Source organism: Acinetobacter sp. 24-47-66, assembly GCF_056779755.1.
On record NZ_JBWYIL010000001.1, the window covers coordinates 52,460 to 78,223 of the forward strand.

The following is a 25,764-nucleotide window of genomic DNA, read 5'->3' on the forward strand; positions in this document are numbered from 1 at the left end:
GAAGCTTGTTTTTAAACGATTACATTCACATAGTACTTTTTCACTTTCTCAACGACTTCGAATGTTCCAATGAATCCTGGTGGTATTACACCTGCTTGACCTGCCGAAACTTCGATAAAGTGATTTTTACTTTGAGTGTGGATGCGAACTTTTCCTTCTATAATTTGAAAGAATTCTTGTTTATTGTCGGCAAATTGAATATTCCAAGCACCAACTTCACATTCCCAAATCCCACATTCCATATGCTCGTGTTCATAAAGACTGTAAGTGTGACGTTCGGGATTGCCTTGGACGAGACGATCAGGACGCGGGAAGTCGACTGACTTTTCTGCGTGTTGTTGACCTTGACCTGCAACATGAAGAGATGTCATATATTCACCTTAAGAAATTGAGCCTTGGAATACGGTCTAAAAAAAACCTCAACAAGGTTGAGGTTTTATGAATTAATAACTTTCTGGAACAGCGCTCAGAAACTCGCGACGTTCATCTTTGTTAGTTTTAAAGTCACCAACAAATGATACTGTACGAGTGGTTGACTCTTGTTTGCCTACACCACGCATCATCATACACATATGTGCTGAATCAATGACAACAGCTACGCCTCTAGCACCAGTCACTTGAGCCACAGCTTCAGCAATCTGTTGAGTTAGATTTTCTTGAATCTGTAGACGACGGGCAAACATTTCAGTAATACGTGCAAATTTAGATAAACCTAAAACTTGACCTTCTGGTAAGTAGGCAATATGCACACGTCCATAGAATGGCAGTAAATGATGTTCACAAAGCGAATAGAATTCGATGTTCTTGACCAAAACCATTTCACGGTTGTCTGAAGGGAAGACCGCATTGTTGGTCACTTCTTCAAGCGTTTGGCTATAACCTGACGTCAAATACGAAAAAGCTTTAGCAGCACGCATTGGTGTATCTTTAAGACCAGGACGAGTAAGATCTTCGCCAACGGCAGTTAAAATGTTGGCGTAGGATTGCTGCATAGACATAAGACGTGTTCACTTACACAGATGTTGAACAAGGACGGCATTGTATCAGAAAACGATTACAATGCCGTATATTCAGAAAAAATTCCGATTATTGAGTAAATTTTGGATTCTTTTCTGCACGTTTAAGCAGAACTAAGACCGCGCCAGTGCCACCTTGTTTTTCAGGCGCACTGACAAAAGCTAAAACATCACGATGTTGTCTGAGCCAACTATTAACATAGGTTTTTAAAACAGCTTCAGGGCCTTTACCATGAACAATTTTAATGACGTTTTGATTTTGCTCTTTCGCCATCTGAATAATTTGCAATACAGCTGAACGTGCTTCTTCTACGGTACAGCCATGCAAATCAACTGCTTCAAACCAACGTAAATTTCCAGCTTTCAGATCTTCAAATACTTTATGTTGTAAGGTCGCAATTCGATAACTCAGACTAGCCTGACTGCCAACTGGATTGAGCATGGCTTGAGTATCAGACATCACTGTTTCATCAGTATGCATTGGACCTTCAGCAGCAGCACGTTTTGCTAAGGTTTGAGCATCCAATTTCTTTTTTACTGGTTTCTCAATTTTTGCAATATTGCCATGATCAATTTTTTGAACGCCTTGCATCTGCTGACGAAAGAGTTCTAAATCTTCCTCATGCTCTTGTTCAACCGTCTTTTCAATAGGTTTAGGAGCTTCAACACGAGGAGCAGGATTACTGATTTGTTTCTTAAACTGTTTCAGTAAATTAAATTGATCTTTTGATAAAGAAGAATCATGTTTACTCATAACGTGCTTGTGACTTTAAAGTGGAAGAGGAATGAATGAGATTATAATCCGAAAATCCCTCAACTTTGTAGTGAGAAGTATTTAAGTTGATTTTAAGGTGTTGGATGAATTGGAGATAACTTAAGGGATAAAGCAAAAAAAAGAGATTGATTATTAATCTAATTTATTTTGAATTTGTTCTAGATATTGTTGTTGGCATTAATGGAGGCAAGAATGGATTCGGAAATCCATTCTTATGAGATTGAATTATTTTTAGTCGAACAATTTACCGCAGAATATTAGAGTCAAATATTCTGAGGTTCGCCAAACAATGCGGTAAAGGCATGATCAGGACGAGGCTGTTTCATAAAACTTTCACCCACAAGGAAAGTGTGAATGTCATTTTCTTGCATCATGGTGACATCCGCTGAGGTTGCAATGCCGCTTTCCGTCACTAATAAACGAGATGGTGCAAGTTGTTTTTTTAGACGAATTGATGTGTTCAAATCAACATCGAAAGTTTTTAAATTACGATTATTAACGCCTAATAAACAACGATCTGATAATTTGAGAGCACGTTCTAGTTCATATTCATCATGCACTTCAACCAGTACATCTAAATGATGTTCAAATGCAGTTTTCGACATTTCCTCAAGTTGTTGATCTGAAAGACATGCAACAATGAGAAGGATACAGTCTGCATGCAATGCGCGAGCTTCAATCACACCATAAGGATCGATTAAGAAATCTTTTCTTAGTGCAGGCAAATCACAGTGAGAACGAGCAATATGAATGTTCTCATCGGCACCTTGGAAGAAATCAATATCTGTAAGTACTGATAAACATGCCGCACCTGCTGATTGATACTGTTCAGCTATTTCAGCAGGATTGAAGTTTTCTCGAATAATGCCTTTAGATGGAGATGCTTTTTTGATTTCAGCAATGACAGCAGGACGTTTGTGCTGTAGTGCTTGAGCAAAACCGCGAACAGGGCTAGCGGCTTGAGCGAGTTCTTCGACGTCCTTATAACTACGTTGTTTTAATCGTGCAGCAAACTCTTCTTGTTTACGGTCAACAATTTTGCCAAGAATAGTATTCGCGATATCTAACATAAGAATGTCCTGACTTAATTAAGCTTCATAATGTTTTATTGTTTTTGTGAATTCAGAAAGCACATCCATCTTTTCAAGTGCCTGACCACCATAAATGATGTCATGTGCTAATGCCACACCTTGTTTATAACTCGAAGTTAAACCTGAGACATAAATACCAGCACCAGCATTTAATGCAATCATACTGGCCGCTTTTTCACCTTTCGGTGATTTTTTCTTACCTAGTGCATCTTTGATCAGTGCCAAACTTTCAGCAGAGCTATCAACAGATAAATGCGTCAATGTTTGAGACTCAATCTCTACATCCTCAGGGAGGATTTCCCATTCAGTAATTTCACCATTTTTTAACTCAGCAACATAGGTGGATGAAGCAAGACTGATTTCATCTAGCCCATCTTTAGAGTGAACAACCATGACGTGCTCAGCACCAAGTTGCTTAAGAACTTCAGCAATAGGTCGACATAATTCTGTTGAGAACACGCCAATTACAAAGCGCTTTACACCAGCCGGATTCGTAAGCGGGCCAAGTAAGTTGAAAATGCTTCTGAAGCCCAATTCTTTACGAGGACCTGCTGCATACTTCATTGCTTTATGATGGTTTGGAGCAAAGAGAAAACCCACACCCAAATCGCGGATACAGCGTTCAGTCTGTGCCATATTTAGGTCGAGATTAATACCAGCTTGCTCTAATAGATCTGACGAGCCTGATTTTGATGACACACCTCGGCCACCGTGTTTGGCAATCGTTGCACCTGCCGCTGCAATCACAAAACTTGATGCAGTTGATACATTAAACAGGTTTTGTCCATCACCACCCGTGCCAACAATATCGACTAAGTATGGAAGATCACTGACATCAATCTTGATCGCATATTCACGCATCACACGTGCAGCAGCAGTAATTTCGTCAATACTTTCGCCTTTTAAACGCAACCCCATCATTAATGCACCGATTTGTGCATCAGTCGCTTCACCATCCATAATGGTGCGCATAACAGCTTCCATTTGAGGCTGTGTTAATCCAATATTTTTCGTAATGTTGTTTAATGCTTGTTGAATATTCATGTCTTGCTCTTACGCATAAATTTCTAAGAAGTTTTGGAAAATTTTGTGGCCATGTTGGCTGAGTATCGATTCTGGATGGAACTGAACACCTTCAACGGGAAGGGTTTTATGTTTCACACCCATAATTTCTTCCATAGAACCATCTTCTTCATTGGTCCAACACGTCACCTCTAAACATTCAGGCAAAGTCGCTTGATCAATGACTAAAGAATGATAGCGAGTCGCTGAGAATGGAGAGGGTAGATTGCTAAAGATCCCTTGATCAGAGTGGTACATGTCAGATAAACGCCCGTGCATGACTTTTTTTGCACGAACAATATCTCCACCAAATGCTTGCCCGATACTTTGGTGACCTAAGCACACCCCAAGCAGTGGAATCTTGCCTGAAAAGTGTTGAATCGCTGGGATTGAAATACCTGCCTCAGAGGGAGAGCAGGGACCAGGTCCAATGACGAGATATTTTGGTTGCCATCGCTCAATATCCTCCAAAGTCACGGCATCATTACGGACCACTTTTACTTCCTGATTTAACTCGCCAAAATATTGGACGATGTTGTAGGTAAAAGAGTCATAGTTGTCGATCATCAGAAGCATTTTAAGCTTAACCTCTTGAAATTTATAATTTAACTTAATTTAGCTTTGTTATTCAGGTTGATAAGATGCATCACAGAGTGTTGACTGCATCCTTGTCTAGTAACTCAAAGCGATTAAGTGGCAGTTATCATAGCAGATTCTTTTATCAGCGCAGGTTAAATTTTGGGGTTCAATACATCAGCAATATTGATCACTTAAATCAAATTAATGTGTGAATGAATGGTTCTAGGTGAAGAGCGCTAATAAATGAAATATTGATCTGAATCTAAAAGCTCATACGTGTTATTCATAAGTTTTTTAATCATTGTGTTTGATGAATAAGATTTGTTTTAAAAACAAACAAACAAAATGCAGTCAGTAAATTTATAATTTATAAGATTTAGTCTCGCAGTCGTTCACTTTTACATCATTTAGCGAAGATATTTAATTTTACTGAACTAATATGATGCACAAAATTTAGATTCATCATGGCTCGATGTGTATTAATAAAGTTATGATTGAGTTGGATTATTTGTCTTTCAAATAAAAACAAAATATTAAAAATTTTTATTTAATGATATATAAAACAATGTGTTAAACGCATGTGTCTGAAAATTTGATCCATTTTTCTAATTTATAAAAATTTATAAAATATATCGTTTGGTAAATTAGGTAATTAAATCCCTGAATAAACTTGACTTTAAGTTTAATAATTAAACGTTCATGCTCTGAGATGCACCATTTTGATACAGGTTGTAAATAAATATTTTTTATTGCGATGAACTGTGCCTGAATATGGTGCATTTAGTTTTAAGCACAGTATAATAGTCGCAAAGCAAAGTGAATAAAGCTGTTAATCTGATAAGGATTTCAAGATTTTAGCTTTGCTTTTAAAAGTTGGTACGGTAATTGCTTTAAAACTACCAACTACTAACACGCACTAAATGTGCAACAAAAAATCATCGGAGCAAAATGAGCATGGCGAACAAGGTCCTACAACTCATCCAAGAAAGTGGCGCAAAATGGGTAGACTTCCGTTTTACGGACACTAAGGGTAAAGAACAACATGTTACTTACCCAGCAGATACTATCGATGAAGATACTTTTGAAGATGGTAAAATGTTCGACGGTTCTTCAATTGCTGGTTGGAAAGGTATCGAAGCGTCTGACATGATCTTACGTCCAGATGCTGAAACAGGTTTTATCGACCCGTTTTTTGCAGAGCCAACTGTAGTGGTGACTTGTGATGTTATTGAGCCATCTACTGGTCAAGGTTATGACCGTGACCCACGTTCAATTGCTCGCCGTGCAGAAGAATATTTAAAATCTACTGGTATTGGTGATACTGCTTTCTTTGGTCCAGAACCAGAATTCTTCGTATTTGACGAAGTTAAATGGGACATCGATATGTCTGGTGCTCGCCATACATTAATCGCTGAAGAAGCTGCTTGGTCTACAGGTAATTCTTACGAATCAGGTAACTCAGGCCACCGTCCACGCGTTAAAGGTGGTTACTTCCCAGTGCCTCCAGTTGATTCTCACCACGATATGCGTGCAGAAATGTGTGCGAAAATTGAAGACATCATGGGGCCAGGTCGTGTAGAAGTACATCACCATGAAGTTGCATCTTGCCAATTAGAAATTGGTGTGAGCTTCAACACAATGGTTCGTAAAGCTGATGAAGTACAACAGTTTAAATATGCTGTTTGGAACGTTGCTCATCAATATGCTAAAACTGCAACGTTTATGCCTAAACCAATGGTTGGTGATAACGGTTCTGGTATGCACGTTCATATGTCAATTTCTAAAGACGGCAAGAACTTGTTTGCTGGTGATGAATATGCAGGCCTTTCAGAAATGGCATTGTATTTCATTGGCGGTATCATCAAGCACGCACGCTCATTAAATGCGATTACTAACCCTTCTACAAACTCGTATAAGCGTTTAGTGCCACATTATGAAGCGCCAATTATGCTTGCTTACTCAGCGCGTAACCGTTCAGCTTCTATCCGTATTCCATACGTTTCTAGCCCGAAAGGTAAACGTATTGAAGCACGTTTCCCAGATCCAATGATGAACCCGTACTTAGGTTTTGCTGCATTGTTAATGGCGGGTATCGACGGTATTCAAAACAAGATTCATCCAGGTGAAGCTTCAGACAAGAATTTGTATGATCTACCTCCTGAAGAAGAAGCAAAAATTCCTACAGTTGCACACAGCTTGGATATGGCTTTAGAAGCTCTTCAAGCCGATCACGATTACCTTCTTAAAGGTGGCGTATTCACTAAAGAAATGCTTGATGCTTACATTGAGCTTAAAACTGAAGAAGTTCGTCGTCTTAATACGACAACTCATCCAGTTGAATTTGATATGTACTACAGCCTGTAATTCGTTCACGAATTTCGCTGTAAAAAACCCGCGCAATGCGCGGGTTTTTTGTGTTTTGAGTTAAAATAAATGTAGTCAAATATGAGAAATATTTCATGGCAAAGCCACGTAAAAAGCACACGGGATTTTTTCCTTGGAATGATCCAAGTGATCACGAAAAAGGATTCAAGCTCAATTTTTCTGAAGTGACCTATTTGGAAGTTGGCAGAACCATCGAAGGCTATAAGCAGGCACAATTTCTTGAACTAAGAAATCCTGATTTGGCTTTACAATTTGATTATCCACATGAATTTTATATCAGTGCCGAAGGTTTTATTTTAGTAAAAACGCCACAAGGCAAATTTGAAGTGATTGCAAAATCTGACAATGCTTGAATGTGTGTAGCTGCGCCTAAAAGTAAGATTTATTCCTTGTGATCATCCAAGTCATAGTTGAGTAAGTTTTCACGCTCATAAGGTGCATCCTCAGCAGGATATCTTAAATTTTCAATATTTTGGCTCTTGGCGATAGACCATATAATACTCTCTCCAGCGGGGATATTAGAGCTGAAATTCTTATATAGTGGATTAGTATAAGCATCTGTTGCATTGATTATTTTCCAACCTTTGCTTTCTAAGGCTAGAATGATCTCGCCTAGAAACTGTCCATTAATCGCATTCGTATGGAGTAACAATACATGTTGAGGAGAGTGTTGAAGGGTTTGCAATGCGAGTGAGTCATAATATTCAGCTCGATCAAGAAGATGATCAATATAAGCACGCTTCAATCTTTTAATGTGTGACGTTTTTCCTGCTTTTAGATACGCTAGATATTTTTGATTATAAAACCAGTCACTTGCATCAATACTGACACCACCATGCTGGTAATGATTTTGTTTTAACCAGTTTTGGACTTGATCTCTTTTCGCAATATTATTGCCTTCTTTGAGATAGGGATATCTAAAAATTTTCCTATAGTTTTTTAAATCACGAAAAACTAATTCATTAATTCTAATGCTCTTGATGTAGTCTTTCGCCAAAACTTCAGGTTTATTTAAATTTTCGTGAAAAGCACTGTGATTGCCAACAATGTGTCCGTGTTTATCCCATTGACGTATTAAGTCTTTACCCGCATTGTCACCGATTTTGATGTAACTTGGGAAAATGATAGATTGAATATTTTTGTTTTTTAAATGCGCTAGTATTTGTTGATTAATGTGTGGAGCAGTAGGATCGATAGTTGGATTTAATCCATCATCAAAACTCAGTGCTAATTGACGAGCATGAGCTTGGGAAAGAAATAACAGTGATATAAATAAGTACAAGCTAAATTTAAGCATGTTTAATGAAGTTGTTTACGAATGAATGTTTATAGCATTTTTTTGGGGGGGCAGTATGAAATGTGTGAGTGTGATGCCTTAAACTAAACCATAGGTTTGGTGCATTAGTTCTAAAGCTTGGGTACACTTGAGAGTATAAAATAATGGTAGTCTGAAATATGCTTGAAAGCCGTCAATTTAATCATCAGGAAAAATTAATGTGTCCTGAGTTAAAAAAATGGTTGTACGCCTCAGGCTCACTTACCCAACAACTGACAGATTTAGCTGATGGAATATTTAAAGTTCAACGAATCCAAGAGCGATTTAAACGTTTAAACTTTAATGATGCTAGCTGGATGGGTGTATCACATCAGCATACTTCTTGGGTTAGAGAGACTCATTTATTTGGTTCTGATTGCGAACCTTGGGTAAAAGCGAAATCTATTTTTCCAATTACCAGCCTTCAAAAAAAAGCACGTCTCTTTCAACATATTGGAAATCAGCCTATAGGTCGATTCCTGTTCCAACGCACAGAACCGCAATGCCAACGTCGCGTGATCTTACTTGAGGATGGATGGACCAGACAGAGCTGTTATACTTGGCATGGCTGTAAATTTATTGTCCAAGAAACATTTTTACCAGCATTTGAACGTTTTATAAAAACTCATTGAGCTAGACTTTATGGCAACCGCACAAGCAATCACCTGGCGCGAGCGTTTAAGCGCTTATTACTATTTATGTCGTTTCGATAAGCCAATTGGTACTGAGTTAGTCCTGTGGCCCACCTTATGGGCGCTGTGGGTTGCAGCTGGTGGAATACCTGATGTAGTGACACTGCTTGCCATCGTATGTGGCACTATATTTATGCGTGCAGCGGGATGTGCCATTAATGATTTTGCTGATCGTAAAGTGGATGCACACGTAGAAAGAACTAAAAATCGTCCATTAGCCACAGGTGTGATTTCGGCAAAAGAAGCAGTTTGGGTGTTTATCGCACTCGTTGCTGCAAGTGCTTGTACATTGTTTTTCCTGCCTATTGAAACTTTTTATTGTGCTTTAATTGGGCTGGTACTTGCTTTCATCTATCCATTTATGAAGCGCTATACGCATTTACCTCAAGTGGTACTGGGGATGGCATTCTCATGGGGTATACCGATGTCATTTACGGCAATGGGCAAGCCTTTGGATTGGACGTGTTGGCTACTTTATTTCGGTAATTTGGCTTGGACTGTGGCTTATGATACTCAATATGCAATTACGGATCGCGAATATGATTTAAAGATTGGGGTTAAGTCGACGGCTATTTTGTTTGGAAAAAATGATATTAAAATTATCAGTTTATTGCAGGCGATGAGTGTCATTTTAATTGGTGCTGCACTATGGCTTGAACATATACTTGTCCCTTTTGGATTAATCGCATTAGTGCTCGTGGTAGGTGATTTCATCTATCAATGGACCAAAACACGTGATAAAGATCCGCAATGGTGCTTCTGGGCATTTAGACATAACCGATGGGTAGGGGTGATGATCTTTATGGGTATTTTTATTGCATTCATATAAACTGAATATTAAGTAAAAATAAAGTTATTAAGCATCCTAGTCGGATGCTTTTTTTATGTTTAATTAAAAGTACTCATGGAGAGTGATAATAATGAAGGGAGAGAATGATGAAGTATGTGATTAAAAAAACAGTTATCGCAATGTACTGTACGGCAGCATTACTCTTAACGGCTTGTAATAGTGATGATGATAAAAATATTTTTCAAGAAAAAGTGTTTGTTGCTGAGAAAGCTTATCAAAAAGATAGTCTAGAGCAAGCTTCCAAAATCCAAATTATGACTTATTTAATGCCGAATGTTCTGGGTCAGAAAACTGAGGCTACAGCTATGGTCATGTTTCCTAAGACTGCTCAGCCAGCAGCAGGATGGCCAGTGGTGGTATGGGCACATGGAACAACTGGTGTTGGAGACGAATGTGCACCAAGCAATAATTTACTTAATTCGAATTTTGAAATTTTAGCGAACAGTCTTCTTAAAGAAGGTTATGTAATTGTAGCCCCTGATTATGAAGGTTTGGGAGTTAAAGGGATTCATCCTTATCTTCATCTATCTAGTGCTGCACAATCTGCGATTCATGCAATAAAGTCAGTTCACCAAGCATATCCATCACGATTAAATAAATCTTGGATGTCTGTCGGCCAATCCCAAGGTGGTCATGCATCATTAGGAATTGCACAATATGCCAATAATGATCCGTATTTCAAAGGGGCTGTAGCGACTGCTCCAGCATCCAGTTTGGGTTACATTATTACCCAAGTCGCACCAAATGCCATTTCAGCGATAGAAAGTCAAAATAGAGATTTGGCAATCGCTATTTATTCAGAGCTATTAGCTTATGCTGCTTATACAGGTGTAGGGATTAAAGCATATGAACCTAGATTTTCATTAGCAACGATATTCCAAGCTAGGTCTCAAGCTGTGGCAGAGAAAGCTGAGGGGTCGACTGGTGAAAATGGCATATGCTTGATGCCATTAATTGATGAGTTTAGAACAGATATTAAGACTTATTTGGAATCAAATTCAACACAAAAAGTAATGGACTATCCTGGGTTAAAGGTTGGCTTTGAAAATGATCCAGTGGTGAGTAGTTTTTTAAGTAATAATCAGCCTGGAACTCAAAAACTCATGAAACCAGTTTATGTGGTTCAAGGTGAAAATGACACCGCTGTGCCATATCAAGTAACACAACAATTAGTAAATCAGTTAAATGGCTTGGGGACTCAACCTCCAGTTGTATTAGATATTGTGGCAGGAGCATCGCATACACAAGCGATTGTTGAGAAAAATGAAGAGGTTATTGATTTTATTAAATCGTATTTACCGGTGCGCTAAACGTGACTATGTCAGCTAGGGTGTTGCATCCTGGTTGACACTTAAAGCTAAAGTTTTTTCTATGACTTTATTCTGTTATATTGCCTCGGACTCAATAACACAGGTTTTGTTGATGACTTCATCAAAAAAGAAATTCACCACTAAATTTATTTTATTGGCAAGTCTTGGTCCCCTTATCCCGTTGCTTATCATTGCGATCGCTTTTTTTGCAGTAAAGAGTGATGCAAAAAACAAAGCAGAGTACGATCGTTTACGTGCAGAACAGGCCGCGCGAATTGAAGCTAGAGAAAAACAAGAGCAACTTGAGCAGAATGCTTCATCTGTTGCAGAGCCTTTGAACTAATTATTTTTTAGCAAGAATGTCTTTTCTGAGACTTTGAATACTTGGGATATCGTTATAGCGAAATACTCGATATCCTGCTTCATAAAACATTTGATCGCGTTCAGCATCTTCTTGTTCCTTACCAAGATGACTGGGATCATCGAGCTCGATAATGGCGATAACTTTAAGCTGATCATCCAGTAAGACAAAGTCAGTCACTTTTCGATTAAATTTAGCTCGAATCTTTAGACTGGGGTTTGTGATTAAAGCGCTAAAAGCGACTTGAGCAAGCACATGGTATTGCGGAAAACTCTCTTTTAATCTAAAAAACATTTTACTTTCAAATGCGGTAATAATGCGTTTGGGGTAAAAGCGTTGTGGCTTTTTAAATAATTGTTGAAAGATAATGGTGAGCAGGGCAAGGGTTGCAATAACACCAATAATTAAGAAAGTAATTTGACTGGATTGAAACACAGGAATTCGTAAATAAAAGCACATATAAGAAAAAACCCACTCGATTGAGTGGGTTTTTAGAATCTTGGCTCTCCAACCTGGGCTCGAACCAGGGACCTGCGGATTAACAGTCCGTCGCTCTACCGACTGAGCTATTGGAGAATCTGGTACGCATTCTATGAGTCAAATGAAGAGAGGTCAAGCCTTAACATTGAAAAATATTAGAAATATGAATCAACTGATTTAAATTTAATCTAAGTGAAACGATCTATAGCTTTTTTAATAAATGGACATACTCTGCTTTGCTTTTCAGTGGATTCGCTTTACGGCATAAACTCATAAGTTCCATAATGGTTTGTTGTGATGATTCCACATGTACCTCGTTTTGAATTTTTTTAATCAGGAGTGTGTGTTCAGAGGATAATTCTGAAGTGCAGTGATACAAACGTTCATACATAAGTGCAGGGGCTACTTTATTATGTTCAGATTTCTGAGTGCATTGAAATATAAAGATGAGACTGCCAACAAGTAGAGACCAGAAAATCAGTGATTTAAGCCAAGGTGTATTCATTTTTAGATTTTTTTAGAAAATTAGAATAATTCTATAGCAAATCAAAAATTTAGGCAGAAAAAAACCCAAGTCATTATGCTTGGGTTTTTAGAATCTTGGCTCTCCCACCTGGGCTCGAACCAGGGACCTGCGGATTAACAGTCCGTCGCTCTACCGACTGAGCTATGGGAGATTAGATTGGCTCTCCAACCTGGGCTCGAACCAGGGACCTGCGGATTAACAGTCCGTCGCTCTACCGACTGAGCTATTGGAGAATCTGATGCGCATTTTAGGGTTGAAATTACTAGTCGTCAACCAATTATTGTAAAGAAATGAATAGTTTGATTTATTAATACTCAAATTGATGTAAATAACAAAAAAACCATCCTAAAAGGATGGTTTTTTAAACGTAATAAGACGGTTAAATCTTATTTTTCTACGCCAGCTTCTTGACCAGCATATTTCGCATTAGCGTAATCCCAGTTCACTAAGTTTTCTAAGAAAGTAGAAATATACTTAGGACGAGCGTTGCGGAAGTCGATGTAGTAAGCATGTTCCCAAACATCGATCGTTAATACAGCTACTTTACCATGAGCAAGTGGAGTATCAGCATTTGAAGTTTTCATGATAGAAAGTTTACCATTTACTTCATCAGCAACTAACCAAGCCCAACCTGAACCGAATTGAGTTGTAGCAGCAGCCGCAAATTCTTCAGCAAATTTTTCGTAAGAACCGAAAGCTTCGTCGATTTTAGCAGCTAAAGCACCAGTCGCTTTACCACCACCATTTTTAGCCATACAGTTCCAGTAGAATGTGTGGTTCCAAACTTGTGCTGCGTTGTTGAAGATACCCGCTTTAGAAGCATCACCAGCAGAAGCTTTGATGATTTCTTCAAGCGTTTTACCTTCAAGATCAGTACCTGCAATTAGGTTGTTTAAATTAACAACATAAGTATTGTGGTGTTTGTCGTGGTGGTATTCTAAAGTTTCTTTGCTGATGTGTGGAGCAAGATCTTCGTAACCGTACGGAAGAGCTGGTAAAGTAATCGTTGTCATGTTTTAAGTTCCTTGCATTGTGCTGGGTTTTACATCGAAGTGCACTTATTGTAATAGATTCTCACCATATTTTGCGCATTACTTATAAATAAGAATACAGAATAAAGCGTGAATTAATACGTATAAGCTCACTCCAATTTAAAACGCGTGGTTAAATCAATTTAAATAGGATTATTGAGTTCAACGTAATGATATTCAAGACCAAATTGTTCACAAATTGCTTGACCTAGTCGTTGAACACCATAACGTTCAGTCGCATGATGTCCACATGCGTAATAATGCACATCTAATTCTACAGCTTGATAAAAGGTACGCTCACTGACTTCACCTGAAATATAAGCATCGCAATTTTGTTCGGCAGCTTTAGTGATAAAGTCTTGAGCCCCGCCAGTACAAAATCCAACTTTTTGAATACTTGGTTTATCAGCCATCAAATGTATCGCATCATAATTAAGTTGTTGTGACACAAAAGCTTTAAACTCATCTGGTGTCATTGCATTTTTTAAATAGCCGATATTTCCAATGGGATGACGTTCACTCGGATCAAGTGCTTCAATTTGATCAAGATGAAGTAAATCTGCTATCGCAGCATTATTTCCCAAGCTAGGGTGGCTATCGAGAGGTAAATGATAAGCTAATAGTGAAATATCATGTTGAATGAGTGATTTAATTCGCTTGCCACGCATTCCTGTAATAGGAGATGGCTCACCTTTCCAAAAATAGCCATGGTGAACCAATAAAACATCAGCTTGCAGCTCGATTGCAGCATCAATGGCTGATTGAGAAGCCGATACAGCACAAACAATTCGTTTTACTTCTGTTTTACCTTCGATTTGCAGACCATTGGGAGCGTAATCTTTAAATTCATTGGCTTTTAGGGTCTGATCACACCATTGGATAATGTCGTTTAGCTTTGCCATAATGTTCTTAAGTCTGTGAAAATATAAAGATCAAAGCATATTTTTAATCTTAACTAAAGCCGAACAAAACTATTTTCACAATTTTAGGTATATAAATTTTTTTTGATTACAATATGCAGTCATAAAATACTTTTGTCATCAATAAATTAAAATTCTCAGAGGATATTAAAGTGCGCCGGTCCTTTACATGGTTACCATGGGTGTTACTCATTATTGTCATTATTAGTTTTGTCACATGGCAAAAACTAAATCAACCAAAGCCTCAAATAGCAGCTGATGGATATAAAATGCCAGCTGAAAAAGTAGAACCTTTGGTGGATACGACACGTTCTGGGGGAGTAGTGTCATACAATGCTGCGGTAAAGGTTGCAGCACCTGCAGTCGTTAATATTTTTACAACACAAACTGTAAAAAAAGTGGATCATCCGATTTTAAATGATCCTGTTTTTAGAGAATTTTTTGGTGGTCAATTACCTGAACGTTTTGGACAAGAACCAAATGAAAATAGTTTGGGTTCGGGGGTGATTGTTCGACCTGATGGTTATATTTTGACTAATAATCATGTGATTGCACAGGCTGACCAGATTGTTGTGGCTTTGTATGATGGTCGTCGAGCAGAAGCCAAAGTAATTGGAACAGATCCTGATACGGATTTAGCAGTCATTAAAATCGAAATGGACAAACTGCCAGTGCTTCCTTTCAAACTGAGTGGAAATGAAGTTGGAGATGTTGTACTCGCAATTGGTAATCCATTTGGCGTGGGACAAACAGTTACGCAAGGGATCATATCTGCGACAGAACGTTCGGGATTGGGTATAAATTTCTATGAAGATTTTATTCAAACCGATGCTGCTATTAATCCAGGTAATTCTGGGGGAGCACTCATTGATGTTGCAGGTAATTTGATTGGGATTAATACTGCAATTTTCTCGCAATCGGGTGGTTCTTTAGGAATTGGTTTTGCTATTCCTGCTAAAGTCTGCCAGCAAGTTCTGAATTCAATATTAAAAGAAGGCAGAGTAATTCGAGGGTGGCTAGGTATTGGTTTGGCGAATCCGACGCAACCCGATGTATTACAACCTCGTGAGAAGGGTGTAATTGTGAGCAGCGTCTATGAGTCTGGTCCTGCAGATAAAGCTAAGATTAAAGTCGGTGATCGGATCATGAAAGTAAATGATCAGGAGATCAATAATCCATCACAATTGATTAATTATGTTGCAATGCAATCACCGAATACCTCTGCAAAAATTGAGATTTTACGTGAAGGTAAGAGCATCAATACTGAAGTGGTTATTGGTGAACGACCAGCTGAAACCAGCGATCGTAATAGCCAGTATATTCCATTACCTCGTCGTTAAATTAACAAGCCCCAGTAATATGGGGCTTTTTTATAATTCTTAGATTCTATATTGTTTCATACCTTTGAATGAATCTGAATAAATCTGCTATTTAATAATTAAATACGGTCATGCATTCCTAAGTGTCGGTGAGATAGAGTTTTAACACATGCAAAATTGAATTCACTCAACAATGATTAAACAGTGTACGAAACAAAAAAAGCCAGTGGTTCACTGGCTTTTTTTGAGAATAAAATTAGCTTTCCTGTTGAATACCCGCAACCAACCAATCATGACTAGAACCTGCTGGTTTAACGAAATGCCAAACTTCAGCAAACGGTTGTGGAAGGCTATTTAAGTCTTCACTTACGGTACCCGTGAAACGAACGCTGACAACGTATTGACCATTTTCAGTCGCAGAATCAACAACCATAGCATTCAGATTTGAAAACTCAGCTACGTCTTGATCTTGGTTACCCATAATATCGTTATACATCGATTGATAAAGATCAGGCGTCAAATAACGTTGAATCTCAGCAATATTACTTGCCGTATTCATTGATTGAATATGGTTGAAGCGTTGGCGTGCAATGCGTAAGAAAGCAGCTGGTTCAGTTCCGTCAGGTAGCTGACTTCCACTAGACATTGTTGCTGCACCAAAAGGAGCTTGTGGTGCTTGACCAAATGGCGCTTGAGATGCAGCTGTGCCACCGCCCACAGATTGACCAAAAATATTGGTATTGTCATTAGACACTGAAGGGCGAGGTGCAGCAGTTTGACCAAACGGTGCAGATTGTGGACCTGAACTGTTTGGTGCATAAGGGTTGTTAGCCGCTAATTTTTTTTTTGCTCCGAATTTACGGAAGATGAAGAACGCAGCAGCAGCAATAATCAACAACCATACCCAACTTGGGATACCACCTTCTTCCTCAGGTTGTGCAGCAACTTCTGCTTGACTCGCTGGAACAGTATCATCATCTGCTAAAGCATTTGCTGCGACTGCACCAATTGCAGCACCAGCAACACCAGCAGCGACCATACCACCCACACCAGGACCAGACTTTTGTGGCGCAGTCGCTGGAGCAGCAGGTTGTTGGGCAGGAGTAGCTTGACGTGGTTGCTGATATGATTGGGTTGGAGCAGCAGAACGGCTCATACCATGGCTTTTACCACCACCAGCACGTTTTGCTTCTGCAAAAGGAGCTACCATGAGTGTCGCCATTAAAATACCCGCAACTAAACTACGCTGTCGAACTTCCATCTAAAATTCCTATTTTAAAAAGTTAATTTCACACTGTATTTATGCAGTCTTTTGGCTTAAATTTCAACTTAAACCTCAATTTTTTTCAGTATTCATACACAGTGTATAGTTAAATAAATTGATCAGCTGAATTAATGTTCATCCGCTAAGCTCATCGCTTCAGTTAAAGCTTCATGTAGACGGGCAACGGCGATAATGCGAACACCAGGAATATCCTTTTGTGGTGCATTCGCTCTAGGGACTATAATATATTTAAACCCGTGCTTAATTGCTTCCTTCAACCGTTCCTGCCCGTTAGGTACGGGACGAATCTCTCCCGATAATCCCACTTCGCCAAATACAGCCAATTGCTGAGGGAGTGCTTTTGCTCTCAAACTTGAAGCACAGGCCAATAAGACGGCGAGATCTGAACCTGTTTCAGTAATTTTTAAGCCACCAACAACATTCACATATACGTCTTGACCAGAAGTTTGAACACCACCATGACGGTGCATGACGGCGAGTAGCATATTCAAACGGTTTTGCTCAAGACCCAATGCAACACGGCGAGGTTGACCATGCGCGTCATCTACTAGGGCTTGCACTTCAACTAAGAGTGGACGTGTGCCTTCTCGACTAATCATGACGATAGAACCAGGAATTGCTTCATCATATCGGCTAAGAAAGATGGCTGAGGGATTGGCAACCTCTCTAAGCCCTTTATCGGTCATCCCAAAAACACCGAGTTCATTGACTGCACCAAAACGATTTTTAACAGCTCGAATCATTCGATAACGTGAATCAGATTGACCTTCAAAATAAAGTACGCAATCGACCATGTGTTCTAAAACACGAGGGCCAGCTAAAGCACCTTCTTTGGTCACATGACCCACAATAAATAAAGCTGTTCCGCTGTTCTTCGCAAAACGTGTCAGAAGGGCTGCAGATTCTCGAATTTGAGAAACGCCGCCTGGCGCAGACTGTAAGGTTTCAGTGTATAAAGTTTGAATCGAGTCTAAGATCGCGACAGCAGGTCGTTCATGCGCTAATACTTCGCAAATACGCTCTACGCACGTCTCAGCCATCACTTTTAATTGATCAGTTGGAAGATCCAAACGATTGGCACGTAATGCAACTTGAGATAAAGATTCCTCACCAGTGACATATAGAGCGGAACTTTTCGCGGCAGCCATATGGGTTGCCGTCTGCAAAAGAATTGTTGATTTACCAATACCAGGGTCACCACCGATCAGTACAACTGAACCAGTAACAAGCCCTCCGCCTAAAACGCGATCAAATTCTCCAATCCCTGTTGCTAAACGTGTTTCGTGAGAAACTGAAACTTGATTCAATGTAGTGATTGATGCTGCTTGACCAGCATAACCACCTGCAATTTTTGGATTTGCACGATGCGTAATCGCAGGGGCAATGGTGACTTCAACTAAACTGTTCCATTCTCCGCATTCTGAGCATTGACCTGCCCATTTAGGATGATCTACGCCACATTGTTCACAGCGATATACACTTTTTGCTTTAGCCATAACTTGATATAGGTTTTTTGAATTTCTATATGCTGAGCATACTGAGTAAAGGTCACGAAAACAAAAAAATATTGATCAAATTTAAAAACAATAAGACAAGTCATGACGTGTGCTTTAACGAGATATTGAATTAAAGCGATCATGAATTAATTTATACTCATATCAAGAATCGACTGAGTTATTTGATATGCGCTTGTACGCCCAACATATTGATGCCATCGCACGTGAAATACAGCGTGATGTGCTGTTTATTCATTTTGAGAATTACACGGATGATCAGAATGAGGAAGAAAATATTCGAGATCTTGTGATTACATGGCTTGAACAACATGAAATTGAATTTGAGCCATGTCTAGGTTTGTCAGGTGAGGATGAAATTGATAGCTATCTGGGTGACCTATATCTAGATATTCCTTTTGATGAGCAAAATAAGCAGTATCAGCTGGTTAAAAATTATCTTGAAGATGATCAAGGCAATATGAAAATTGAACATGTTCTATTTTTTGTATTGAGCTTAGAGGTTGCGGAAGAAATTGCAAAGGATCAAGAGGAAAAACAAAATTTGAACGATCAGAAATTTTCGTGAAAAGACAAAAAAAGCCTCATCAATGAGGCTTTTTTTGGTTTGATTCTATTAATTTGTTTAATAAAGCTCACCAGATTTTCGTCGTTCAATAAAATCTTTAGATTCTTTCGCAATAACTCCAGAAAGTAACAATAAGGCAATTAAGTTTGGTGCTGCCATTAAACCATTGAAGGTGTCTGCGAAAAGCCAAACTAAATCAAGTGTGACGACACAGCCTACAAATACTGAAGCAATATAAATGAGACGATAAATAAATACTGACTTTTCACCCAGTAAATAGGTGCAACATTTTTCGCCGTAATAACTCCAACCTAAAATAGTTGAATATGCAAAAAAGATGATTCCGAACGTAACAACCCAGCCCCCAAATCCTGGTAGTAATTTGTCAAAAACACTAATGGTCAGAACAGCCCCAGTTTGATCACCAAATGTTTGTCCAGCCATGATGAAGCCCATGACTAAAACAATACCTGTGATTGAACATACAACAATTGTGTCAATGAAAGTACCAGTCATTGAAACTAAGCCTTGACGGGCAGGGTGGTCAGTTTTAGCTGCTGCCGCTGCAATTGGAGCAGAGCCCATACCAGCTTCGTTTGAAAATACACCACGGGCAACACCGTAACGAATCGCTGCACCAATCGCACCACCTGCTGCCGCTTCACCTGTGAATGCATAGGTAAAGATCATTTTTAAAGCAGGAACAACTAATTCAAGGTTATTGAAAATAATAATTAGCCCGCCAATGACATAGCCTAGAGCCATGACTGGAACAATAATTGAGGATGCTTTGGAAATAGACTTAATACCGCCTAAAATCACCAATGCAGAGAAAATTGTAATAATGATGGCAGTGGTGAGCGTGCTTATACCCAAACTATTTTCTACTGCTAGTGCCACTGTGTTTGATTGAACTGAGCTACCAATACCAAAGGATGCTAATGTACCAAATAATGCGAAGAGGACTGCGAGCCACTTCCATTTCGCGCCAAGTCCTCGTTCAATGTAGTACATTGGACCACCAGACATTTCTCCTTTTTCATTTTTTACACGGTATTTGACCGCCAAAACACCTTCACCGTATTTGGTTGCCATACCGAAAAATGCAGTCATCCACATCCAGAATACAGCACCCGGACCACCCAGTACACAAGCAGTCGCTACCCCTGCGATATTACCTGTACCAATCGTGGCTGAAAGTGCGGTCATGAGTGAGGCAAATTGTGAGATATCTCCCGAGTCTTTTTTTTCTGGGTGTTTCCCGAACACTTGTTTAAATGCCAAAGGAAGCATCCTGAATTGCCAAAAAAGTAGACGGAATGTTAAGAAAACACCTGTCCCAACAATCAGCACCAGCATATAAGGTCCCCAGACTAAGCCGCTGAGTGTTTCCATGATTGATTGTATTTCTTGCATAAATTACCTTCTTATTTTCCTGATTGTTTTTTACATGCATGATCAAGCAAGGGATATGCCATACTTTTGCGCGATCAAACACATCATTCCTTTTGATTATTTTTTGCACTTATATTTTTTACATATAACAACAAGATTTTCAATATTTTACTCAAAATAAGATAAATAAATATGATGAATAATTGATCACTCTAGTGATATATAAGAAAAATGAATTAATACTTTAAACTAATTAGAAAATATTGATCGTGCTAATTTTCTTTTTGAAATCTGATTTTTTTCAGTTAAGTTGTGCCGATTAATATATTTGGTGAATTTGAAAATGTCAGATCAAAATATAAATTCGCCTCAGCAAAATGGTGAATTACAACGAAGTCTATCCAATCGACATTTGCAGTTAATTGCAATTGGAGGCGCAATTGGGACAGGTTTGTTCATGGGCTCTGGGAAAACAATTAGCCTAGCTGGTCCTTCAATCCTTGTAATTTACATGATCATCGGTTTCATGGTTTTTTTAGTGATGCGAGCACTAGGCGAATTGTTGCTTTCAAATTTGCAATATAAGTCGTTTATTGATTTCGCCACGGATTTAATTGGACCATGGGCAGGTTACTTTGTGGGCTGGACCTACTGGCTGTGTTGGATCACCATCGGTATTGCAGATTTATCGGCGATCATTTATTACCTTCAGTTCTTCAATAATGGGATGCCTTTTAGCCCTGAAGAAGGGGTAATGATTAGCATCGCTGCAATCGTATTTATTATGGGATTGAATCTTGTTACAGTGAAACTGTTTGGTGAATTAGAATTCTGGTTTGCTTTAATCAAGATTATCGCAATTGTGGTTTTAATTGGCGTTGGCTTTTGGATGATATTTACAGGTTTCACTTCTACATCAGGTGAAATCGCAGCATTTAGCAATATTTGGTCAAACGGCGGGATCTTCCCAACAGGTGCAATCGGTTTCTTGGCAGGCTTCCAAATCGCAATTTTTGCTTTTGTGGGTGTAGAACTGGTGGGTACAACCGCAGCTGAAACTAAAGATCCTGAAACGAACTTGCCGAAAGCTGTCAACTCGATTCCTATTCGAATCATTATTTTCTATGTTTTGTCGTTGCTGGTGGTGATGTCGGTTACACCATGGAATAAGATTGATCCGAATATTTCCCCATTTGTAAACTTGTTTAGTCAAGCAGGTATTGCAGCCGCTGCTATTATTATGAATTTGGTTGTATTGTCTTCAGTGATGTCATCGATGAACAGTGGCGTATTCTCAACCAGCCGCATGCTGTTTGGCTTGTCGCGCGAGACTCAAGCTCCTGAAGCTTTTGGAAGACTGAATAAGCGAGCTGTGCCAGCGAATGCCTTGTATTTCTCAGCAGTATGTTTGTTACTAGGGGCAGCACTGCAATACTTCGTACCGAATACGGTGGAAGCATTTACTTTAGCGACAACACTTTCCACCATTTTATTTATTTGTGTATGGTTGATGATTATTTGGAGTTATGTGGTGTATTACAAAACACGCCCAGAACTTCATGCCAAATCGACATTTAAACTACCAGGTGGATTGGTGACATGTGCGATTGTTGCTATATTCTTTATTGGCATGATTGGAGTATTGGCTTTAGAAGATGATACTCGCCGTGCATTGATGGTGAGCCCGATTTGGTTTGTTATTCTGATCATTGGTTATTTTGGTTTTTATAAGAAAAAATAAAAACTTATAAATGATTTGCAATTTAGGTCAAAAGAAACGTCAGTAATTACTGGCGTTTTTTTATTTCTGTTATTAATCTGTTGCGTTAAATACTTTGGTGAATTAGATGATCAAGGTATACTTCTATAAATTTTACTGATAGGTGTAGGTATGCGTATTTTGATCGGAGTTATCAGTGCAGCCGTTGTTTCAATCTTGGCTGGATGTGGTCAGACTGGTGCATTACAACTACCCAGTGATCCAAACTATGACAAGCGAGCACAATATTTAATTTATAAAAACAATGATCGCCCAAGTCAGGATCAAGCTGAACCTAAAGCAGATGCTGCACCTACTCAAGATTAATATTCATTTATTTTTTTTCTCCAGCGCAATTTAGAAAGGATACATCCATGAGTTTCCCTCGCATTCAAGGGGTTTTGCACGCAGAACAATGTTCATTGGATCAACTTGCTCAGCAATTTGGTACACCACTTTATGTTTATTCAAAAGCAACTTTTGAAAAACATTATTTGGATATGGATCGTGCTTTTAACTTTATCGATCACCAAATTTGTTTTGCAGTGAAGTCAAACTCAAATATCGCAGTTCTAAATATGTTGGCGAAACTTGGTTGCGGTTTTGATATCGTGACTGGAGGTGAATTAGCACGTGTTTTACGCGCAGGTGGTGACGCTTCTAAAATTGTCTTCTCTGGTTTGGGCAAGTCTGAAGCTGACATTCGTCAAGCATTAGAAGTGGGTATTGCTTGTTTTAATGTGGAATCATATGCAGAGCTTGACCGTATTCAAAAAGTTGCAGCAGAACTTAACGTAAAAGCTCCAATTTCACTTCGGGTAAATCCAGATGTTGATGCCAAAACACATCCATATATCTCGACTGGTCTTAAAGAAAATAAATTTGGTATTCCTTCTGATTCGGTATATGAAACTTATAAGTATGCAGCAAGTTTAAGTCACTTAGATATCGTAGGAATTGATTGTCATATTGGTTCACAATTGACTGAAACTCAACCTTTTGTTGATGCACTTGATCGTGTCATGAACATGATTGAAGCATTGAAAAAATTAGGGATCAACCTCAAACATATTGATATTGGTGGTGGTCTTGGTGTGACTTATAAAGATGAAGTTCCACCGACAGTTGAAGAATATGCAAATGCTTTACGTCCTGCATTAGAAAAACTAGGTCTTAAAGTGTATATGGAGCCAGGGCGTAGTATTTCGGCGAATGCTGGCGTATTGGTGACGAAAGTTGATCTTTTAAAACCAACCAATCATCGCAATTTTGCAATTGTTGATGCAGCAATGAATGACTTAATTCGTCCTTCTTTGTACGAAGCTTGGATGGATATCCAAGAGGTTAATCAAAATTCGCAAACTGAGAAAAAAGTTTGGGATGTGGTTGGTGCGATCTGTGAAACAGGTGATTTCCTCGGTAAAGAGCGTGAACTTGCGATTCAAGCGAGCGATCATTTAGCTGTTTTGGGTGCAGGTGCTTATGGTTTTGTGATGAGTTCAAATTACAACAGCCGAGGTCGTGCAGCAGAGGTGATGGTTGACGGTGATCAAGCACACTTAATTCGTCAACGCGAAACGATTGAGTCTCTGTGGGAACGTGAGTCCTTATTGCCTTAAGGAGACAATAGATGTTGCTAGAATTTACTAAAATGCATGGTCTAGGTAATGACTTCATGGTGGTTGATTTAATCAGCCAACGTGCTTATCTAGATCCTGTCATGATTCGCCGGTTGGCTGACCGTAATTTTGGCATCGGTTTTGATCAGTTATTAATTGTTGAAACACCAGACCATCCGAACGTTGATTTCAAATATCGCATTTTTAATGCGGATGGTTCTGAAGTTGAGCAATGCGGCAATGGCGTTCGTTGTTTTGCCAAATTTGTTCATGATCGTCATTTAACCAATAAAACTAAATTCAAAGTGCAAACAAAGGCGGGGATCGTCGAGCCTGAGTTGGGTGCGAATGGATGGGTGCGTGTGAACATGGGGTATCCGAAGTTCTTACCGAACCAAATCCCATTTCTAGCAGAAGCGCCTGCTGCTTTATATGATTTAGCTTTAGCGGATAATGAGACGATCAGCATCGATGTTGTCAATATGGGAAATCCGCATGCAGTGACCATTGTTCCAGACGTGTTAACTGCTGATGTTGCTAAAATAGGCCCTCAAGTGGAATCTCACGAACGTTTTCCTGAGCGTGTAAATGCTGGATTTATGCAGATCGTTGATGAAAAACATGCTCGATTACGAGTTTTTGAACGTGGTGTGGGAGAAACATTAGCTTGTGGTACAGGTGCATGTGCTGCTGCTGTCTCAGGTATGCGCCGTGGTTTATTGTCTAGCAATGTGGAAATCGAACTTGCCGGCGGTAAATTGCTGATTGAATGGAAAGAGGGAGATGTGGTTTGGATGACTGGTCCAACTGCAACGGTTTATGAAGGTCGTTTGGATCTACGTTATTTTCAATAAAACTTATTTCCTAACTAAAAAGCCCTGAAATTCAGGGCTTTTTAGTTTATGATTTGTTGGAATGCCCACGAGTATTGATGATTAGACATCGATTCAATAGAGAGAAAGCCAAATGCAATATGGCGCAATGCAATTGCTGTCAATGTGGTTGAAAGAGAGAAAGATTCAAAATCAATCTGAGCATACGCTTGAGGCGTATTTCCGTGATGTGTCTGGTTTTATTGACTTTTGTTATGAAAAGAAAATTGAATTAAATCAGGTTGAAGCATCTGATTTACGAGAATATATGGCTTATAAGGTTGAACAACATCAACTCAATAGTGCAAGCTTACAACGTCATTTAACAGCCATTCGTCAATTCATGAAATGGGCTGTGGAAGGGAAATATGTATCGAATAATCCCATTCATGATTTTAAGTTAAAAAGACAGCCAAGGCCTTTGCCAGGTATGGTTGATGTCGAAACGATTCAGCAAATCTTGGATCAACCGGCACCTGAATCCTCTCAAGATCATCTCTTGTGGTTAAGAGATAAAGCTATTTTAGAGCTGCTTTATTCAAGTGGTTTACGATTAGCTGAAGTACAAGGATTGAATATTCGAGATATCGATTTTACACGACAATTACTTCGAATTACAGGTAAGGGAAATAAAACTCGGGTTGTTCCTTTTGGTTTGAAAGCGAAAACAAGTTTAATTGAATGGCTCAAAGTCCATCGTATCTGGTGTGGAGACATTGAATTGGATTCCCCAGTTTTTATTACCAAAAAAGGGAGTCGATTGACGAATCGACAGATTGAAAATCGAGTCAAATTGCAAGCACAAAGAGCGGGCGTAAATGTGGATTTACATCCTCACTTACTGCGACACTGTTTTGCTAGTCATCTGCTTTCAAACAGTGGTGATTTACGAGCAGTTCAAGAAATGCTAGGTCATAGTAATTTATCTACGACACAAATTTATACTCAGTTAGATTTTGATCGTTTGGCTCAAGCCTATGATAAAGCTCACCCTAGAGCCCAAAAATCTTAATCCTCAGTATTAAGTATATTGAATATAC

The 25,764-nt window shown here is 39.0% G+C and carries 26 protein-coding genes and 3 tRNA genes; 13 read left to right on the top strand and 16 right to left on the bottom strand.

All coding sequences use genetic code 11. The features are described from left to right. Positions 1 to 11 precede the first annotated feature (11 nt). From AC1M84_RS00245 to AC1M84_RS00270, 6 genes are all read right to left on the bottom strand, one after another. Positions 12 to 371, bottom strand: coding sequence for a cupin domain-containing protein (locus tag AC1M84_RS00245; protein WP_092765949.1), 360 nt, complete (start codon positions 369 to 371; stop codon positions 12 to 14). Positions 372 to 443: 72 nt separating this feature from the next. After that, positions 444 to 992: a GTP cyclohydrolase I FolE gene (gene folE, locus AC1M84_RS00250; RefSeq protein ID WP_171076769.1), complete on the bottom strand. Its 549-nt coding sequence runs from the start codon at positions 990 to 992 to the stop codon at positions 444 to 446. 94 nt (positions 993 to 1,086) lie between these two features. Beyond that, a complete protein-coding gene (locus AC1M84_RS00255) occupies positions 1,087 to 1,770 on the bottom strand; it encodes a Smr/MutS family protein (RefSeq protein ID WP_092765950.1) in 684 nt (227 codons plus the stop codon). A 284-nt stretch (positions 1,771 to 2,054) separates the two neighbouring features. After that, a complete protein-coding gene (gene trpC, locus AC1M84_RS00260) occupies positions 2,055 to 2,861 on the bottom strand; it encodes an indole-3-glycerol phosphate synthase TrpC (protein ID WP_481586573.1) in 807 nt (268 codons plus the stop codon). Between the two features lie 18 nt (positions 2,862 to 2,879). Continuing rightward, a complete protein-coding gene (gene trpD / locus AC1M84_RS00265; RefSeq protein WP_481594150.1) occupies positions 2,880 to 3,926 on the bottom strand; it encodes an anthranilate phosphoribosyltransferase in 1,047 nt (348 codons plus the stop codon). Positions 3,927 to 3,935: 9 nt separating this feature from the next. Then, a complete protein-coding gene (locus AC1M84_RS00270) occupies positions 3,936 to 4,520 on the bottom strand; it encodes an anthranilate synthase component II (protein WP_092765952.1) in 585 nt (194 codons plus the stop codon). Positions 4,521 to 5,471: 951 nt separating this feature from the next. On the opposite strand from AC1M84_RS00270, the gene glnA reads away from it, so the two are divergent. Further along, positions 5,472 to 6,887: a type I glutamate--ammonia ligase gene (gene glnA / locus AC1M84_RS00275; RefSeq protein WP_171076768.1), complete on the top strand. Its 1,416-nt coding sequence runs from the start codon at positions 5,472 to 5,474 to the stop codon at positions 6,885 to 6,887. Positions 6,888 to 6,982: 95 nt separating this feature from the next. Further along, a complete protein-coding gene (locus AC1M84_RS00280) occupies positions 6,983 to 7,261 on the top strand; it encodes a hypothetical protein (RefSeq protein WP_035267000.1) in 279 nt (92 codons plus the stop codon). 29 nt (positions 7,262 to 7,290) lie between these two features. On the opposite strand, the gene AC1M84_RS00285 is transcribed toward AC1M84_RS00280, so the two are convergent. Next, on the bottom strand, positions 7,291 to 8,205 hold the full coding sequence (locus AC1M84_RS00285) for a polysaccharide deacetylase family protein (protein ID WP_481594151.1): 915 nt from the start codon (positions 8,203 to 8,205) through the stop codon (positions 7,291 to 7,293). Positions 8,206 to 8,363: 158 nt separating this feature from the next. On the opposite strand from AC1M84_RS00285, the gene AC1M84_RS00290 reads away from it, so the two are divergent. The 4 genes from AC1M84_RS00290 to AC1M84_RS00305 all read left to right on the top strand — a co-directional run bounded on the left by AC1M84_RS00290 (position 8,364) and on the right by AC1M84_RS00305 (position 11,418). Beyond that, positions 8,364 to 8,855: a chorismate--pyruvate lyase family protein gene (locus AC1M84_RS00290; RefSeq protein ID WP_092765955.1), complete on the top strand. Its 492-nt coding sequence runs from the start codon at positions 8,364 to 8,366 to the stop codon at positions 8,853 to 8,855. A gap of 10 nt (positions 8,856 to 8,865) precedes the next feature. Next, positions 8,866 to 9,744: a 4-hydroxybenzoate octaprenyltransferase gene (gene ubiA, locus AC1M84_RS00295; protein ID WP_481594152.1), complete on the top strand. Its 879-nt coding sequence runs from the start codon at positions 8,866 to 8,868 to the stop codon at positions 9,742 to 9,744. Between the two features lie 107 nt (positions 9,745 to 9,851). Next, positions 9,852 to 11,075 carry an alpha/beta hydrolase family protein gene (locus tag AC1M84_RS00300; protein WP_481594153.1) on the top strand — a complete coding sequence of 408 codons (1,224 nt, stop codon included), beginning with the start codon at positions 9,852 to 9,854 and terminating at the stop codon, positions 11,073 to 11,075. A gap of 112 nt (positions 11,076 to 11,187) precedes the next feature. Next, a complete protein-coding gene (locus AC1M84_RS00305) occupies positions 11,188 to 11,418 on the top strand; it encodes a hypothetical protein (protein WP_051586562.1) in 231 nt (76 codons plus the stop codon). Here AC1M84_RS00305 and AC1M84_RS00310 read toward each other — a convergent pair whose 3' ends face one another. From AC1M84_RS00310 to AC1M84_RS00335, 6 genes are all read right to left on the bottom strand, one after another. Further along, positions 11,419 to 11,895, bottom strand: coding sequence for a DUF2726 domain-containing protein (locus AC1M84_RS00310; RefSeq protein ID WP_481594154.1), 477 nt, complete (start codon positions 11,893 to 11,895; stop codon positions 11,419 to 11,421). 41 nt (positions 11,896 to 11,936) lie between these two features. Beyond that, a tRNA-Asn gene (locus tag AC1M84_RS00315) sits at positions 11,937 to 12,012 on the bottom strand. A gap of 505 nt (positions 12,013 to 12,517) precedes the next feature. Further along, a tRNA-Asn gene (locus tag AC1M84_RS00320) sits at positions 12,518 to 12,593 on the bottom strand. A gap of 6 nt (positions 12,594 to 12,599) precedes the next feature. After that, positions 12,600 to 12,675, bottom strand: a tRNA-Asn gene (locus AC1M84_RS00325). A 153-nt stretch (positions 12,676 to 12,828) separates the two neighbouring features. Beyond that, positions 12,829 to 13,455, bottom strand: coding sequence for a superoxide dismutase (locus AC1M84_RS00330; RefSeq protein ID WP_481594155.1), 627 nt, complete (start codon positions 13,453 to 13,455; stop codon positions 12,829 to 12,831). Positions 13,456 to 13,616: 161 nt separating this feature from the next. Continuing rightward, positions 13,617 to 14,375: a Nif3-like dinuclear metal center hexameric protein gene (locus AC1M84_RS00335; protein ID WP_481589697.1), complete on the bottom strand. Its 759-nt coding sequence runs from the start codon at positions 14,373 to 14,375 to the stop codon at positions 13,617 to 13,619. Positions 14,376 to 14,545: 170 nt separating this feature from the next. On the opposite strand from AC1M84_RS00335, the gene AC1M84_RS00340 reads away from it, so the two are divergent. Then, the gene (locus tag AC1M84_RS00340; protein ID WP_180028696.1) at positions 14,546 to 15,733 is read left to right on the top strand and encodes a trypsin-like peptidase domain-containing protein; all 1,188 of its coding nucleotides are present in this window, start codon (positions 14,546 to 14,548) and stop codon (positions 15,731 to 15,733) included. 235 nt (positions 15,734 to 15,968) lie between these two features. Here AC1M84_RS00340 and AC1M84_RS00345 read toward each other — a convergent pair whose 3' ends face one another. Next, positions 15,969 to 16,973 (bottom strand): Tim44 domain-containing protein, encoded by a 1,005-nt coding sequence (locus AC1M84_RS00345; RefSeq protein WP_481594156.1) that lies wholly within the window; start codon positions 16,971 to 16,973, stop codon positions 15,969 to 15,971. 131 nt (positions 16,974 to 17,104) lie between these two features. Then, positions 17,105 to 18,493: a DNA repair protein RadA gene (gene radA / locus AC1M84_RS00350; protein ID WP_481593170.1), complete on the bottom strand. Its 1,389-nt coding sequence runs from the start codon at positions 18,491 to 18,493 to the stop codon at positions 17,105 to 17,107. Positions 18,494 to 18,680: 187 nt separating this feature from the next. Between radA and AC1M84_RS00355 the strand changes: the two genes are divergently transcribed. Further along, positions 18,681 to 19,079, top strand: coding sequence for a hypothetical protein (locus AC1M84_RS00355; RefSeq protein WP_481593169.1), 399 nt, complete (start codon positions 18,681 to 18,683; stop codon positions 19,077 to 19,079). A 57-nt stretch (positions 19,080 to 19,136) separates the two neighbouring features. Here AC1M84_RS00355 and AC1M84_RS00360 read toward each other — a convergent pair whose 3' ends face one another. Then, positions 19,137 to 20,495, bottom strand: a complete 1,359-nt coding sequence (locus tag AC1M84_RS00360; protein ID WP_481593168.1) for an alanine/glycine:cation symporter family protein — start codon at positions 20,493 to 20,495, stop codon at positions 19,137 to 19,139. Positions 20,496 to 20,817: 322 nt separating this feature from the next. On the opposite strand from AC1M84_RS00360, the gene AC1M84_RS00365 reads away from it, so the two are divergent. From AC1M84_RS00365 to AC1M84_RS00385, 5 genes are all read left to right on the top strand, one after another. Next, entirely contained in the window at positions 20,818 to 22,215 is a 1,398-nt protein-coding gene (locus tag AC1M84_RS00365; protein WP_481593167.1) for an amino acid permease, read from the top strand. A 150-nt stretch (positions 22,216 to 22,365) separates the two neighbouring features. Then, complete coding sequence (lptM, locus tag AC1M84_RS00370; protein ID WP_092765967.1) at positions 22,366 to 22,560, top strand: LPS translocon maturation chaperone LptM; 195 nt, start codon at positions 22,366 to 22,368, stop codon at positions 22,558 to 22,560. A gap of 47 nt (positions 22,561 to 22,607) precedes the next feature. Further along, complete coding sequence (gene lysA / locus AC1M84_RS00375) at positions 22,608 to 23,852, top strand: diaminopimelate decarboxylase (protein ID WP_481594157.1); 1,245 nt, start codon at positions 22,608 to 22,610, stop codon at positions 23,850 to 23,852. A gap of 11 nt (positions 23,853 to 23,863) precedes the next feature. Beyond that, the gene (gene dapF, locus AC1M84_RS00380; protein ID WP_035267038.1) at positions 23,864 to 24,706 is read left to right on the top strand and encodes a diaminopimelate epimerase; all 843 of its coding nucleotides are present in this window, start codon (positions 23,864 to 23,866) and stop codon (positions 24,704 to 24,706) included. Positions 24,707 to 24,818: 112 nt separating this feature from the next. Further along, complete coding sequence (locus tag AC1M84_RS00385) at positions 24,819 to 25,736, top strand: tyrosine recombinase XerC (RefSeq protein WP_481594158.1); 918 nt, start codon at positions 24,819 to 24,821, stop codon at positions 25,734 to 25,736. Positions 25,737 to 25,764 lie beyond the last annotated feature (28 nt).